The organism is Lysinibacillus sp. NPDC097162 (assembly GCF_044762185.1).
Classification (GTDB): Bacteria; Bacillota; Bacilli; order Bacillales_A; family Planococcaceae; genus Lysinibacillus.
In genome coordinates, this window is record NZ_JBIWDT010000001.1 from 739,623 (window position 1) to 754,816 (window position 15,194).

Annotated in this window: 12 protein-coding genes and 1 pseudogene; 10 read left to right on the forward strand and 3 right to left on the reverse strand. The window is 38.1% G+C overall.

All coding sequences use genetic code 11. The features are described from left to right. The 4 genes from ACIQXW_RS03585 to ACIQXW_RS03600 all read left to right on the forward strand — a co-directional run bounded on the left by ACIQXW_RS03585 (position 1) and on the right by ACIQXW_RS03600 (position 2,560). Positions 1–570, forward strand: a complete 570-nt coding sequence (locus tag ACIQXW_RS03585; protein ID WP_401018705.1) for a bifunctional transcriptional activator/DNA repair enzyme AdaA — start codon at positions 1–3, stop codon at positions 568–570. Positions 571–572: 2 nt separating this feature from the next. Further along, complete coding sequence (locus ACIQXW_RS03590) at positions 573–1,487, forward strand: DNA-3-methyladenine glycosylase family protein (RefSeq protein WP_402759933.1); 915 nt, start codon at positions 573–575, stop codon at positions 1,485–1,487. Further along, positions 1,474–1,956, forward strand: coding sequence for a methylated-DNA--[protein]-cysteine S-methyltransferase (locus ACIQXW_RS03595; protein ID WP_402759935.1), 483 nt, complete (start codon positions 1,474–1,476; stop codon positions 1,954–1,956). Before ACIQXW_RS03590 ends, ACIQXW_RS03595 begins: the two co-directional genes overlap by 14 nt. A 277-nt stretch (positions 1,957–2,233) precedes the next feature. Then, entirely contained in the window at positions 2,234–2,560 is a 327-nt protein-coding gene (locus tag ACIQXW_RS03600) for a DUF378 domain-containing protein (protein ID WP_340825165.1), read from the forward strand. 87 nt (positions 2,561–2,647) lie between these two features. Here ACIQXW_RS03600 and ACIQXW_RS03605 read toward each other — a convergent pair. Next, positions 2,648–4,168 (reverse strand): annotated as a pseudogene (locus ACIQXW_RS03605) (CoA-acylating methylmalonate-semialdehyde dehydrogenase). A gap of 220 nt (positions 4,169–4,388) precedes the next feature. After that, complete coding sequence (locus ACIQXW_RS03610; RefSeq protein ID WP_402759937.1) at positions 4,389–5,558, reverse strand: PucR family transcriptional regulator; 1,170 nt, start codon at positions 5,556–5,558, stop codon at positions 4,389–4,391. A gap of 139 nt (positions 5,559–5,697) precedes the next feature. Here ACIQXW_RS03610 and ACIQXW_RS03615 point away from each other — a divergent pair, with 139 nt between their 5' ends. The 6 genes from ACIQXW_RS03615 (at position 5,698) to ACIQXW_RS03640 (ending at position 13,350) form a co-directional block, all read left to right on the forward strand. Then, positions 5,698–6,942, forward strand: coding sequence for a Zn-dependent hydrolase (locus tag ACIQXW_RS03615; protein ID WP_402759939.1), 1,245 nt, complete (start codon positions 5,698–5,700; stop codon positions 6,940–6,942). Between the two features lie 156 nt (positions 6,943–7,098). Next, complete coding sequence (gene hydA, locus ACIQXW_RS03620; protein WP_340825160.1) at positions 7,099–8,502, forward strand: dihydropyrimidinase; 1,404 nt, start codon at positions 7,099–7,101, stop codon at positions 8,500–8,502. Between the two features lie 206 nt (positions 8,503–8,708). Then, the gene (locus tag ACIQXW_RS03625; RefSeq protein WP_402759941.1) at positions 8,709–10,076 is read left to right on the forward strand and encodes an NAD(P)-dependent oxidoreductase; all 1,368 of its coding nucleotides are present in this window, start codon (positions 8,709–8,711) and stop codon (positions 10,074–10,076) included. A 13-nt stretch (positions 10,077–10,089) separates the two neighbouring features. After that, complete coding sequence (gene preA, locus ACIQXW_RS03630; protein ID WP_340825157.1) at positions 10,090–11,352, forward strand: NAD-dependent dihydropyrimidine dehydrogenase subunit PreA; 1,263 nt, start codon at positions 10,090–10,092, stop codon at positions 11,350–11,352. Positions 11,353–11,597: 245 nt separating this feature from the next. After that, positions 11,598–13,118 carry an NCS1 family transporter gene (locus tag ACIQXW_RS03635; protein ID WP_401018694.1) on the forward strand — a complete coding sequence of 507 codons (1,521 nt, stop codon included), beginning with the start codon at positions 11,598–11,600 and terminating at the stop codon, positions 13,116–13,118. A 22-nt stretch (positions 13,119–13,140) separates the two neighbouring features. After that, complete coding sequence (locus tag ACIQXW_RS03640) at positions 13,141–13,350, forward strand: hypothetical protein (RefSeq protein WP_340825154.1); 210 nt, start codon at positions 13,141–13,143, stop codon at positions 13,348–13,350. 217 nt (positions 13,351–13,567) lie between these two features. Here the strand turns inward: ACIQXW_RS03640 and bcaP are convergent, their stop codons facing one another. Beyond that, on the reverse strand, positions 13,568–14,953 hold the full coding sequence (gene bcaP, locus ACIQXW_RS03645) for a branched-chain amino acid transporter BcaP (protein ID WP_402759944.1): 1,386 nt from the start codon (positions 14,951–14,953) through the stop codon (positions 13,568–13,570). Between the last annotated feature and the right edge of the window lie 241 nt (positions 14,954–15,194).

The following is a 15,194-nucleotide window of genomic DNA, read 5'->3' on the forward strand; positions in this document are numbered from 1 at the left end:
ATGGACAGTACCATAAATCTTTCATTTGATGAAATGTGGGAGAAAATAATGGCTTGTGATCGAACTTATGATGGATTATTTTTTACGGCAGTGAAAACGACAAAAATATATTGTCGTCCCTCGTGCAGATCAAGAAAACCGAAAAAAATAAATGTAGCATTTTACGATGATATAACAAAGGTTGAGCAAGCAGGCTTTCGTGCTTGCAAACGGTGTCAACCTGAAGTTGAGCACTCTCCACATGCGCAACTTATCAAAGCGGTTACATCATTTTTAATGAAAGAATACAAGCAATCGCTTACATTGCAGCATATTGCCAATCATGTTGGGATAAGCCCATTCCATCTTGAACGATTATTTAAACAAGCAACGGCTGAAACCCCACGAACTTATTTAGAAAAAATAAGAATTGATAAAGCAGCACATTTACTAAAGAGTACGAATTTAACCATTTTAGAAATTTGCTTTGAAACTGGTTTTCGCAGTTCTTCTAATTTTTACAAAGTTTTTCGTCGCCAAAAAAATTGCTCTCCTACTGAATATCGAAGCCTTCAATATAAGGAGCTATGAATATGAAACAGTCAGATGAAAAATGCCACATCGAGCTAAGTACGCCAATGCTATTTAATTATGATGAATGCTTATTATTTTTAGCTAGATCCGATCAAGAAATACTGCATACGATAAAAGATAAAATTTTATACAAATTACTAAAAATTAATAATGAATTCATCCTATGTAAAATTGGCTATAGCGCACAAAAGATTCAGGTTCACTTTCCACTCAAAACGCCTTCCAAAGCTGCTGTTGAACAAGTGATAGCTTATATAAGGGAATGGTTCGACTTAGATCGAAACTTGGCGCCTTTTTATAACATGGCACAACAAGATGCTATTTTGCAGCAACCTGTAAAAAAATATTATGGATTACGGATAATAGGTATTCCTGATTTATTTGAAGCACTTGTATGGGCGATTATCGGACAACAAATAAATTTAACATTCGCCTATACACTAAAAAAACGATTTGTTGAACATTTTGGTGAAAGTGTGACGTATAAAGGGGAAACCTATTGGGTATTTCCAACATGTGAAAAAATCGCGTCTTTAGAAGTAGAAGATGTACAAGCATTACAATTTACTGTTCGAAAAGCCGAATATATAATTACAATTGCACAAGCGATGGCAAGTGGTGAATTAAATAAAGAAAAATTGTTGAAGGAACAAAATCGTACGAGCATGAAGAAATTTCTTATGGCAATAAGAGGAGTTGGAGCATGGACTGCGGATTATGTCCTAATGAAATGTTTTCATGATCCAACCTCGTTTCCGATTGCAGATGTAGGGCTTCATAATGCCTTGAAAATGCAACTAGCATTAGATCGAAAACCGACAATAGATGAATTAAAAGAGTTTGAAGCACAATGGCAAGGGTGGCAAGCATATGCAACCTTTTATTTATGGAGGTCATTATATGACAAAGTATAAATTGGATTACAATTCTCCTATCGGTATTATAGAAATTATAGGAAGTGATGAAGCTGTTTGTTCAATTATGTTTTCCGAGCGACAACAAATAATAAATATCCAAAATGATTCAACACCGAAAATTTTACTTGATTGCCTAAAGCAATTGGATGAATATTTTCAAGGACAACGTTTTACTTTTACTTTTCCATATAGCGTTGAAGGCACCAACTTTCAAAACCGAGTATGGCAAGCATTGACTAATATAGGATACGCTGAAATAGGGACTTATAAAACGATTGCCATGTCAATTGGCAATGAAAAAGCGATAAGAGCTGTTGGCAATGCAAATGGCAAAAATAAACTAAGCATTGTTATTCCATGTCATCGTATTATTGGCTCAAATGGAACTTTAACTGGTTATGCTGGCGGTTTATGGCGGAAAGAATGGTTACTTCAGCATGAAAAGTCATTTCATAAAGGTAAATAACGAGTACTAAATATTAAGCGCTAATAAATTTATTATTGCTTTTTGTATGCTCTTTTGCAGTTATGGACTAGCAAAGCGTACCTTTGTATAAAAAAACAGTTATTGCGAAAAATAAGACCGTCATTATGAGTGTTGTAAATAACTTACATGACACATTGGCCAATGGTCAGTTTGCCATTAGTCATAGCAAAGTGTTGCATTTTACAATGGTGAAGGTTTACCTTTGCCAAACATGTGATTTGCTTCGCCACACTATAGAAGAAAGGAGGTACTACGAATGGGTGTATTATATAGGATTGCCTTAGTTCTCGTAATTATTGGTGCAATTAACTGGGGACTAATAGGATTTTTTAGATTTGATTTAGTCGCCTATTTATTTGGTGGACAAACAGCGGTATTGTCTAGATGGGTATATGCGCTTGTCGGACTAGCTGGACTTGTATCAATTCCAATTCTCATGAAGCGTTTGGATGAGGATGCGGACTTCGATCCACATACTCGTATTAATAGCAATCCGAGTTATGGTATGGAGGCAGGGGAAGAAGCAGATTTCACAGATGTTCCAAAAACGAACAAAAAAGATATAAATAACAAGAAAAAGTAAGCACTAAAAAACTGATGGCCAAGTTGGTACATCAGTTTTTTAGTAACAAATAGCCGTCTCATATGCACAGTGAGACGGCTTGTATTTCTAGTCGTTATTACTAGGAAAAGCAAAGGATGATGCAGATTCTGTAGTATCTTCAAACCACTTTTCGGAAATTGTTTTAGCTTTCGTAAAGAAGCGGACTTGGTCTGGTCCAAACATATGACCTTCACCAAATTTTGAACGTTTCCAGCCCCCAAAATTATGGTAGCCGACAGGTATTGGGATAGGCACGTTTACGCCAACCATACCCACTTCAATTTCAGAAGTGAATTTACGAGCGGCTGCTCCATTATTTGTAAAGATAGTTACGCCGTTTCCTAACTCGTGATTATTAATTAAATCAATAGCTTCCTCCAATGTTTGCACACGTACGACATTACGAGCAGGTCCGAATACTTCCTGCTCATAAATCTCCATACCTGGTTTTACGTGATCCAATAATGTTGGGCCTAAATAAAAACCATTAGATTTTTTCGAAATTTCTGGTTGACGACCATCGCACACGATAGTAGCACCTTCTTTAAGACTGCGTTCAATAAAGCCGATGATGGCATCTTTCGATTATTGAGTAATAACAGGACCAAAATCAACTTCTTGGTCAGTATAAGGTCCTACTTTTAAAGCTGCAATTTTATCAGCTAATATTTTTACAAGCTTTTCAGCTGTAGTTTCGCCAACTGGAATGATTGTAGAAATGGCCATACATCGTTGTGATGCAGCACCATAAGCTGCACCTAAAAAGGCATTTGCAACTTGTTCTAAATCTGCATCAGGCATAACAACCATATTGTTTTTGCCTCCACCTAATGCTGTGACACGTTTCCCATGTTTAGAGCCTGTTGCATAAATATATTCAGCAACGGGTGTTGATCCGACAAATGAAATAGCCTCAATGGAAGGATTCGTTAAAAGCTCATTGACTGTATCCTTGTCACCATTAATGACTGTCCAAATCCCATCTGGTAAACCTGCTTCCTTCCAAAGCTCTGATAAAAAGAGTGCAGAGCAAGGAACACGCTCAGACGGTTTTAAAATAACGGCATTCCCTACAGCAACTGCCATACTTGTAATAGCAAGTGGAACCATCACGGGGAAATTAAAAGGGGAAATCGCTGCAACAACGCCAAGTGGTGCTTTTGCAGAATATGCATTAATATTCCCACCTACATTAACTGAATATTCGCCTTTTACTAAATGAGGGGCATTGATTGCCAAGTCAACAGACTCTAAGCCTCTTGTAATTTCACCTTTGGCATCTTCAATCGTTTTCCCGCTTTCTGTACAAATCAAGTCGATTAATTCATCCATGCGTGCTGTTAGTAATTGCCGAAACTTCAGCACAATTTCAGCACGTTTCCCAACGGAAAGTCCGCGCCAAGCTGGAAATGCATTTTTAGCACTAACGATTGCCGCTTGCACTTCTTCTTTTGTTGCAAGAGGGACACGTGCAATTACTGCTCCTGTACTAGGGTTATATACATTAGAAAAGTTCCCACTTTTGCCAACGACAATTTCCCCATTAATAAAATGCCCTAATTCTTTTACGCCTGTATTCGTTACCATTCTAAACATTCCTCCTTCAATTCTAGCAATGATGAACTATTCAATTTATAGCAATACTACTAAAACTTATTTCCAGTTATTAAAGCTGCGCTTATTTGCAACAGATGGCGTTTACTCCATTATTACTTTATATGAATAGCTTAATTGTTTTAGAAGGACAATATATTGATTGAAAATTCAGATATAAATATTGAAAGGAGTACCATACTACAAACTACAATTAATGATGTGTTAACACATCCTCTATTAAAAAAGCTAAGTAGAGATTTGTTTTTGTAAATGGATTTGTTAAATCCATATCTAAAAGCACTTCTATTTTTTTAATTTTGTAAAGGACGGTATTACGATGTATAAATTGTCGTTCGCTAATTTTACTCGTACTGCCATTTTCCTCAAGAAAAATGCGTAAAAATGCTACATAATCCGTGTTGTGTAGCTCATCGTAGCGATGTAATTGACCTAATATATCTTGGCTAAAGGATTGCATTAATGGTTGGTTTTGAACGGCCATAATAATTTGATAGGCGCCAATATCTTTATATTTGTATAGGAATCGGTTGTTATGAAGCTGAGCTAATTGAATAACAGTTAATGATTCTTCATAGCTTTTACGTATATTTTCGTGCTCTTTTTGATAGTTTCCTTTACCGATAATCATATCGAGGGTGCCATTTTTTTGTTTAATTTTATCATAGATTTCTTCAACAATTTTCGAGAAGGGGATGTTCGGTGTATTGATTTGTGCCCTATCAATTAAAAAAATGAGGTGATTTTTATACTTTAGTTTTAAAAACCGTTTATAGCGATGTTGAAATGCAAATTGGACCATGACCTCATATCTGTCAATGCTAGACTGGGAGCCTATCGTTGAGCAAGTGATGATGGCAAGCTCTCTACCTTGTGGGAATCCGAGTTGCGCTAGTTGTTCTTTTGTCGTGTCCATATGTTTTTTATAGTGAAAAAGTAAATTATAAAGGACCTTTTCTTCGATGGAATGCTCTTGATGATGGTTCGCAATAAATTGAAAAGTAGTTTTTAATAAATCAGCTATTCGACAATGCCAAGGCATTTGAAAAACAGGGAAATTATGCTCGTTAGCAAAAGTAATGATCGACTGTGGAATAGCAGAAATATAAGGGCCTATGTTAATAATAAAGCCTGCTACTTTTTTTGCGTAAGCTAACTTAACGAGTTGTTCTAAGGAATCTTCTTGCTGTGATAAGTTAATACCTGTAGTGACGACTAGTTCATTTGGTCGGCAAAACATAATTAAATCAATGCTTTCTACTACGTTTATACCGGTAACTCTGCGATGTGCTCCACTTTGTCCAGCTACTAATGTCAGCATAGGGAATTGAACTCCCTCCACAATTTTGCGAATCGTTCCCATAGTTTCCCCCCTTAATATGAACATAACTTACCATATATCATGTGCAGATGCACATATTTTTTTAGTTTTATATCCATATCTCGTAAATTTTATCTAATTTAGAATGTTTATTAACTACTGTGAAAGAGAGGACTTGCATATGTATAAATGTAATAGTAGACGATTGCAAGATTCAATTGAACAATTTAGTCAGTTTGGGGCTACTATAAACGGTGGCGTAACACGTTTGTCTCTTTCGAATGAGGATGTTTTAGCTAGGGATTATTTTTGCAAGTGTTGCGAGGAATTAGGTATGGAAATCAAGGTGGATGATATGGCCAATATCTATGCCCTTCTACCAGGAAAAAAAGAAGTTCCTCCAATTGTCATGGGATCACATTTAGATTCTGTTGAAAAGGGTGGCAAGTTTGATGGTGTTTTAGGTGTTTTAACAGCTTTAGAAGCGATTAGAACATTGAAGGACAACGATGTAGAGCTAGATGTACCATTAATGATTGTTAATTTTACAAATGAAGAAGGTGCTCGCTTTGATCCAGCGATGATGAGCTCAGGCGTAATTGCTTCAAAATTTGAGAAGGACAAAATGCTACAGTCGGTTGATAAAAATGGCATGTCCTTTCAAGAGGCATTAAAAGCTAGTGGTTATGAGGGTGACCCGCAGCATCGTTTAAAAGAAGCACTCGCTTATATCGAACTCCATATTGAACAAGGGCCAGTACTAGAAGCGAAGCAATTAGAAATTGGCGTTGTCCAAGGTGTACTTGGAATGGTATGTTATGAAATTACTATCACAGGTGAATCTAATCATGCTGGCACGACCCCGATGTCAATGCGCAAAGATCCGATGATTGTTGCAGCAAAAACAATGTTGTCTTTACATGAACAGCTTGGGGAAATTGACGAACAATTAGTGTTTACGTTTGGACGAATGAATGTTTTCCCTAATATTCATACCGTTATTCCAAATAAAGTGACATTTACAATTGATTCGCGTCATCAAAAGCCTGATGTAATGCAAAGAGTTGTAGAGATTTTGAATGCCTTACCGACAGAGGATATGGGTTGCCGCATACAGCCAGTTAAACTGTGGGGTAGAGATACGGTAATGTTTGATACACAAATTTGTGATGAAATCGAAATGTCATGCCAGCGCTTTGGTTATAGTGCTCATCGAATGTTTAGTGGTGCAGGACATGATGCGCAATATATAGCTAGTATGATTCCTTCAGCAATGATTTTTGTACCGAGTATTCATGGTAAGAGTCATTGCGAGGAGGAGGAAACATCGTTTGAAGATTGCGCAAAAGGAGCAGATGTACTACTTGAAACGGTACTAACAATGCAAACGAAATTTAGTATAGGGGCATCGTATACGTTAAATTAATTTTACTAGAATATTAATAGATAAGTACATTTGACCATGACGGACTCAGCTGTGCTAAGTGCAAGTTAAATTTTTATGGTGATTTTGCAAACTATCAGGCTACTAGAATAGATTCAACATAATTTACTTGAATTGACACGAAAGGTGAGGGATAGCATGAAAAAAATCATTCAAGGTGGACGAGTAGCAACTGCTTCAGATGTGTACGAGGCAGATATTCTTATAGAAAATGGAAAGATTGTACAAATTGGCAAAAATTTATCCGTAGAAGGCGCAGAAATCATTGATGCTACAGGCAAATATGTTATGCCAGGAGGGATTGATCCGCATACACATTTAGATATGCCCTTTAACAATACAGTGACAGATGATGACTGGAAATCTGGTACGATTGCGGCGGCGTTTGGTGGCACAACAACCATTTTAGACTTTTGCTTAACGGCTGGTGAAAAGAAGCTTTCTACAGCTGTTGACAAGTGGCATGAAAAGGCAAAAGGGAAATCAGCAATTGATTATGGATTCCACTTAATGATTGGTGATTTAACGCCAGAGACAGAAGCGGAGTTACCGGTATTATTAGAGCAAGAAGGGATAACATCTGTAAAGGTCTTTATGGCTTATGCAAAGGAATTCCAAGCGACAGATCGCACGCTTTTTAAAGCTTTTAAAATTGCAAAAGATGTTGGCGCTACCGTTATGGTGCATTGTGAAAATGGCTCTGTAATCGACGAGCTTGTTGAAGAGGCGAGAAAAGCGGGACATAAAGAGCCTATTTACCACGCTCTTACTCGTCCAGCAGAGTTAGAAGGTGAAGCGACAAAACGTGCGATTGAACTAGCTCATTTAGCAGGCGCAACATTGTATGTTGTTCATGTTACTTGTAAAGAGGCGGTAGACGAAATTATATCTGCGCGTGAAAAAGGCTACGACGTGTATGGAGAAACATGTCCACCTTATTTAACTTTAGATCAGTCTGCATTAGCACAACCAGGCTTTGAAGGGGCGAAATACGTTTGGTCACCACCACTTCGTCCGAAATATCATCAGGAGCATCTATGGAATGCGCTAAAAGCGAAGCAATTACAAACAATTGGATCTGATCAATGCTCATTTAGCTTTAACGGTAAAAAACAATTAGGATTAAATGATTTTTCAAAAATTCCGAATGGTGGACCGTTTATTGAAGACCGCTTTAGCATCTTATATTCAGAAGGTGTCGCAAAGGGCAAAATATCAATAAATGAATTTGTCGATATGATTTCGACGAGTGCCGCAAAAATCTTCGGTCTATTCCCTCAAAAAGGGACAATTGCAATTGGCTCAGATGCTGATATTGTTATTTTCGATCCGGATGTAAAACGCGAAATTTCCGCTAAAACACATCATATGAATGTCGATTATAACGCGTATGAAGGCTGGGAAGTTACTGGTGAACCAATTTCTGTCCTTGTACGTGGTGAATACGTTATTAAAGAAAAAGAATTTGTCGGTGTATTAGGTAGTGGGCGTTTTATAAAACGAGAGTTGAAAACATCTGCTGCAGAAACGATAAAAATATAACTTGCTTCAGCAGATTTTCCATTTTATAAGTGGAGAAAGTATAGCAAATAGCTCTTCGATTTAGTGAAGTTCACTCACCGGCTAAATCAAATAAGACATAATTGAATAAAAGGCAATGCATGGCCGATTGTTTTGACTGGAGAACAAGACAATCGGCTATTAAACAATGGCGAGTCACATCAAGAACACATGAGGGGGATGTGGAAATGGTTCCGATTCAAGAACATGAAAAGACGAAGCAACTTAAACGTAATTTTGTTGAGTTAACTAGCAGAATGACAAAAAATGAAGCAATTGAAGAAGCAAATCGTTGTCTCTATTGTTATGACGCACCTTGTATTAAAGCTTGTCCAACGAGTATTCAAATACCAAATTTCATAAAAAAAATTGCATCAGGTAATATGAAGGGCTCTGCTACTACTATATTAGAAGCAAACCCAATTGGTGCAAGTTGTGCAAGAGTTTGTCCAACAGAGGAGCTCTGTGAGGGGGCATGTGTATTAAATTCCTCAACGAAGCCAATTAAAATTGGCGAACTACAGCGTTATGCTACTGATTGGGCAATGGAGACAAATGCACAGCTATTTAAGAAAGGCGAAAGTAATGGACTAAAGGTCGCTATTATTGGAGCTGGTCCAGCGGGTCTTTCGGCGGCACGTGAGCTTAGTCGTTTTGGTTATAGTGTCACAATCTATGAAGCTGAATCGAAAGCAGGTGGGCTAGGAAGCTATGGCATCGTGTCATTCCGATTACCAAATGAGGTAGCTGATTGGGAAGTTGAACAAATTGTGAAGCTTGGTGTAAATATTCAAACAAATACTAGGGTTGGAATTGATATTTCCGCAGATGAAATTTTAGAACAATTTGACAGTGTTATTTTAGCAGTTGGTATGGGAGCAGTGCCGAATCTTGGGATCGAGGGAGAAGAACTTGACGGCGTCCACGATGCAATTGAGTTTGTAAAGCAAACAAAAGTGGGAGCGCTTCCAACTGAGATGGTAGGGAAACGCGTAGCTGTAATTGGTGCTGGTAATACAGCAATTGATGGGGCTACTTGTGCTGTGCGATTAGGTGCAGACAATGTGAAAATTCTTTATAGAAGAACTCAAAAAGAAATGACTGCCTACAAATTTGAATTTGAATTTGCCAAGCAAGATGGTGTGGAGTTTAACTGGTTAACTGCGCCGAAAAAAATTATCGGCAATGAAGCTGGTGAAGTTGTTGGCATTGAATGCACGAAAATGAAGCTAGGTGCACCAGGAGCAGATGGCCGCCAAAGACCAGAAGAAATAGCTGGGTCCAACTTTATAATAAGCGTCGATGCAGTCATTAAAGCGATTGGTCAAACACGTTTCGTATCATTAATTGAATCTTTTGGATTGCAGCATACACATGGGGTTGTCGATATTGATGAAACGACGATGCAAACATCCAATAAAAAAGTGTTTGCATGTGGTGATGTTGTGTTTGGAAACGGACAAGGTGAGGCAATGGTTGTAACAGCAGTTCAGCAAGGTAAAGATGCAGCTTATAAGATTCATGAGCGTTTAAGAAAACCAAGCGAGATTGCATAAGGGGGGAAGTGACATGGCAGATTTACGAATTGATTTAGCGGGGATCAAATCACCAAATCCATTTTGGCTTGCATCAGCACCGCCAACGAACTCAGGCTATCAAGTGCAACGTGCATTTGAAGCGGGGTGGGGTGGTGCTGTATGGAAAACATTAGGTGAACCGATTTTAAATGTTTCTTCACGATTTGCAGCGGTCAGTTATAACGGACAACGAGTGGCAGGCTTCAATAATATTGAATTAATTACAGATCGACCGTTAGAAGTAAACTTAAAAGAAATCTATGAAACGAAAAAAAGGTTCCCTGACCATGCCATTATTGCTTCCCTTATGGTAGAACCGAAGCAGGAAAAGTGGCATGAAATTGTAAAACGAGTAGAAGATGTGGGGGTAGATGGACTTGAGCTTAATTTTGGTTGTCCACATGGGATGGCAGAACGAGGAATGGGCTCCGCCTCTGGTCAAGTACCTGAATTGGTGGAAAAGCAAACGTATTGGGTGAAAGAAGCAGCACGTACACCAGTCATTGTGAAGTTAACACCTAACATAACGGATATAACTGTAACGGCTGAAGCGGCGACAAGAGGTGGGGCAGATGCTATTAGTATGATTAATACAATTAATAGCTTGGCAGGTGTCGATTTAGATACATGGAACACTGTGCCTCATGTTGCTGGTAAAGGAGCACATGGCGGCTATTGTGGTCCAGCTGTTAAGCCAATTGCATTAAATATGGTAGCAGAGTGCGCCCGTAATCCTCACATTAATGTTCCGATATCGGGTATAGGTGGTATTTCTAATTGGCAAGATGCCGCCGAGTTTATTTTAATGGGTGCAACAGGTGTGCAAGTATGTACAGCAGCGATGCACCACGGATTTAGTATTGTCGAAGATATGATTGATGGACTAAATAATTATTTAGATGATAAAGGAATTGCATCTGTGATGGACCTAGTCGGCCGCTCTGTTTCTCGCTATTCAGACTGGGGCAATTTAGATTTAAATTATAAAATAGTCGCTGAAATTAATAATGATGTATGTATTAACTGTAATAAGTGCCATATTGCATGCGAAGATACGTCTCATCAATGTATCGATTTATATACAGAAAATGGAGTGCCGATGTTAAAGGTTCGTGAGGAGGATTGCGTCGGTTGTAATTTATGCTCCATTGTGTGTCCAGTTGATGGCGCAATTACAATGGTTGAAAGAAAATCTGCTATTGCACCAATGACTTGGAATGAACGTCAATTAATTATGAGTAGTCTATCTAAATAAAACGTTCGACTGTTAAGTAGTAACTGTTATTCCACCTCCCTTTCCTGTAAAGGGAGGAAACCTCAAGTAGATGTCACGGAAAATTTCATTTAGTAGGGCAGTCATCCTTTGCCAGGTAATGATTCACTACTTGAATGAAAAATCATGCTAGCGGCTCATGTCACAAATGATGAGCGATATCGACTGTACGCATCATTGGGATTAACGGATGCCGATGCATAATCTAATAAAAAGGAGCGAAATGTATGGAACATGACGGGAATTATTTGAAATCCCCTGATTTACTTCCAGTGACACATCAACAAAGAAATATTGGAACATTCGGTTTTGCAGTTATTTGGATAGGAATGGCTATAGTATTAGCGGCTTTTGCCATTGGCGGTGCTGCTATTATTAGTTTACCTTTACCTATGGTAATTTTGGCTACGTTAATCGGTTCTTGTTTAATCGGTGTCTTTATGACGTTAATTGGTGATATCGGGATAGAGCATGGCTTGTCTTTTCCTGTATATATGCGTGCTCCTTTCGGTACGTTTGGAACACATATACCGTCGTTAGTTCGAGGCGTGACAGCAGCCTGTTGGTTTGGTATAAACACATATTTCGGAGCAATGGCTATTAACGGTATTTTAAATTTACTATTTGATTTTAATAATTGGTTTTTATGCTTTCTTGTCTTTGCTGCCCTTCAGCTATTTAATACTTCATTAGGTATTAAATCAATTGAGCGGTTTGCAGATTTAGCGGCGCCGATTATAATATTGATTTCCTGTTGGATGTATATAACATTAGCTGATGCTGCCACAACTCAAGGAAAAGACGTTTGGTCTTGGGTTGAAACGCCAACTACAGGTGTAGCAGCTTTTACAGCATTTATGATTGTTATTATGGCGAATATGGGCTTCTGGGCTACATTAGCAGCCGATATGCCGTCCCTTTCTCGTTTCTTTAAAGCACCAAAAAATGAGCGCAATTGGTTTAAACGTAACAAGACGCAGCTAGTCGGCTCGTTAATTGTTATGCCAATTACGAATACGTTTATCGTTACAATCGGAGCAGTTTGTTATATGGCTGTCGCATCTGCTGATCCAATTAACGCATTACAGCAGAGCGCGAGCGGCTTTATTTTAGGGATACTTTTATTAATGATCGTTTTAGCACAATGGTCAACGAATACATCTGCTAATGTAATACCGGCAGCTACTATATTCTCAAATATTGGCGGGCCAAAAGTTCCGTTCTGGGTAGGCGTTGTCATTGCAGGGGTTATCGGAATCCTTGCACAGCCGTGGAGCTTGTTTGATGTTTTAGTGAACGCGCTATTAATTATAGGCGGTATATTAACAGCAATAGTCGGTATTTTATTCGCAGATTATTATTTGATTCGTAAACGACGTGTGAACGTAAAAGATTTGTATGAGTTAAATGGCCAATTCAAATATTTGAATGGCTTTAATTTAGCAGGTTTAATCGCTTGGATTATCGGTGGTGCAGTGGCAAATGTTTTTTCTGCGTATTCATCGTTAGTTGGATTCGGTGTAGGAGCGCTCGTTTACTATGTGTTAGCGAAGTATTGGTGGTTCAAAAAGTATCCACAAGCTGAAATAGAGGATCCAAGTGATGAAAAGTATTTAGGAATAACTGCTGGTCACAACTTGGATGAACTTTTTGGTCAAGAATTAGTGTCTCAGCCGGCAGCGAGTTCAGATGACGTTGAGACAGCAGATCAAGCTGATCCAATACTTGAAATAAAAGGTGCTGAGTAGAAAGTAAAAGAGGGGTGTGGGTATGTCAGATTTCTTACAAAGTACGGAAGAAATAAAAAAGGTTGACGACTTTTTAGATAATGGCTTTAAAATCAAATATGTGTATGAAAACTTAAGTGGTATGTTTGTGGAGTTTGCTCGGCAGGATGAGGTAGTGCATTTGCAAATTCTTACCGCAGATGCGCGCAAATATTTTGCGGCAAAGCTACAGGAACAAACATTGTTGCAATAATTCGATAAGACTTATAAATTGAAAAAATCCGCTGAACTTTCAGCGGATTTTATTTGTTGTAATCGGACAAAAAATTGTTTGAGTGCCTGTCACTTTCATGGGCATTCTTATCCGGCAACTCACGCTTTTGCGATCTTGTTGCGTCTTACGTTTCGTGCGTTCCCACAGAAGTCTAAATGAATAGACAAAATTCAGAATTGTTTGAGTGCCTGTCACTCTAATTCATCGTGCTATGCTTCAGCCCGTATACAAAGTATATAATTAAGCCTAATATAAACCACAGTCCGCAAGCAATCCAAGTATGTACGGATAGCTGTGAAATTAAAAATAAACACATGAAGAATGACAAAATAGGTAACATAGGGAAGAATGGTACTTTAAAACCACCTGAAGGAATGTTTTTATTTTTTCTTAAATAAATGACACCAATTGAGACGATTGTGAAAGCTACGAGTGTTCCCATATTAACAAGCTCAGTAAGTTTTGATAAAGGAACGAAACCAGCACAGAAAGCAACGAGCACTGCGAATACCCAAGTATTTTTCACGGGTGTTTTGAATTTTGGACTTAGCTCTGCCATGCTTTTTGGCAGTAAACCATCACGACCTAGTGCATATAGTAAGCGTGTCCCTCCATAGGACATAACAAGAATAACTGTCATCATTCCTACAACTGCACCTAAAGAAATGATACCAGCTATCCAATCTTGATGAACGAGCTGCATGACATAGCTTACAGGATCACTGACGTTTAGCTGCGTGTACGGCACCATGCCTGTTAGCACTAGTGAAACAACGACATAAAGAACAGTACATATTAATAGTGAACCAATTATTCCAATGGGCATATTCCGCTGAGGATTTTTTACTTCTTCAGCTGCTGATGAAACAGCATCAAATCCTAGGTAAGCGAAGAATACAAGTGCTGCGCCACCCAATACGCCGCTTACGCCAAATGGTAGAAATGGCTGCCAGTTTGTTGGCTCGACGTAAAATATACCCACGCCAATAAATAGTAAAATCACTGCAACTTTCAAGAACACCATAATGGAATTTAATCTTGTTGATTCTTTTATGCCAAGTGTTAAGAAAAATGCAGTAGCGAAAATTATGACAATTGCCGGTAAGTTAATATACGTACCAGCGGAGGGATTGAATGAACCCGAGATTGCAGTTGGCATCGAAATTTGGAAGCCTGCAAGTAAAGCACTTAAATAAGATGACCACCCTGTTGCAACGGCTGCAACGGCTAAGCCATACTCTAAAAGCAGCGCCCAGCCAACTAACCAAGCAACAATTTCCCCAAATACAATATATCCATATGTGTAGGCACTCCCAGTGACAGGTACACTCGATGAAAACTCAGAATAGCACATGCCAGCTAATGCACAAACGATAGCAGCTATGATAAATGAAAAAACAATTCCAGGTCCTGCGTGAGTGGCAGCAACTGTGCCAGGCAAGATGAAAATCCCTGTTCCAACAATAGCGCCAACGCCAAGCAATATAAGGTCAAAAGCGCCTAACGATTGTTTGAGCTGAATTGTTCCATCTTTTTTTAATAAATCAGCTATATTTTTTCTTCTAAATAATAAATTTCTCACATGTAAGCCTCTTTTTCATAGAAATATGTAAAAATATTATACTTTTTTGACTTTCAGGTCAATTGTTTTTGCTAATTTTCCGTTAAGTTGGTGGAATTTTAAGAAATATTAAAATTAAATAAAAAATAATGGAATTATTTATGTGAAATAATAATTAAGAATATTCCGAAATAATTATTTGTATACATAAAACAATTTTTATTATTTATTTTAAATTTTATATTTGTAATGTAGTACGTTT